General features: G+C 40.6%; 1 protein-coding gene. It reads right to left on the bottom strand.

Annotation, left to right across the window (positions count from 1 at the left end):
• On the bottom strand, positions 1 to 979 hold a 979-nt coding region (locus ACRCJ0_RS15510; protein ID WP_431391087.1), incomplete at both ends, for a ribonuclease J.

The raw sequence follows: 979 nt of genomic DNA, 5'->3' as shown, positions 1-979 counted from the left end.
GCCATCTTCAGATAAGATACGGCGGTCGCGAAGAACAATATTGCCAATATCTCCAACACCTGATCCATCAATCAATACGTTTGAAGCTGGTACGGCACCACCGATATGGATATTGCCGTCTTTATAGGTCAAGATATCCCCTTTGTCTAATAAGAAGACATTCTCTTCTGGAATACCTACCTCTGTTGCCAAGTGTTTGTGGGCAGACATTAGACGGTATTCACCTGAAATTGGGACCACATATTTAGGTTTCAATAAGCTGAGCATTAATTGTAAGTCTTTTGGACTTGCATGACCACTTGACGCATACGCCTGAGCTAATTCAACCACTTCACCGCCTGCACGGTAAACATCGTTTTTCGTTTCTGCTACCACTTTTTCCATATCATAAGAAGGTGTTGTCACAATAATGACCTTATCACCATCTTTAATGGATACAGTTGTGTGGCGACTTGAGGCCATTTTTTGTAAGGTTGTTAACGGTTCACCAGATTTTCCAGTTTCTAGGAAAATAATTTCATGATCTTCAAAACGGCCAAGGTCTTTCAAGTTGGCAATCAAGTCTTTTGACGGAATCGATAGTTTGCCTAAGCGAATAGCTACGTCAATAATTTCTTCCAATTCAGTATCATCTAAGAAAACACGACGCCCCAGTTTACTTGCAACATCTAAAACTTGTTGAATACGCATTAAGTTTGAAGCCACCGCCGCAACGATAACACGACCTTTAGCATTACGCACTTCCTTCAACAAACCTTGTTCAATTTCAATTTCAGTGGCGTTGGGTTTCATATTTTCTGCTGCATTGGAATCTGATAGTAAGGCGAATACACCGTCACGACCAATTTCAACAATACGAGAAAAGTCTGTTTTATATGAATCTGAAACTGTCATATCAAACTTGAAGTCACCTGTATAAACGATTGAACCTTCCGGTGTAGACACTTCAATCCCTACTGATTCAGGTACAGAGTGGGTA

It is taken from the genome of Aerococcus sp. L_32 (assembly GCF_050689315.1).
Note: the sequence above shows the minus strand (reverse complement) of the source record. Positions and strands in the feature narration are given on the sequence as shown.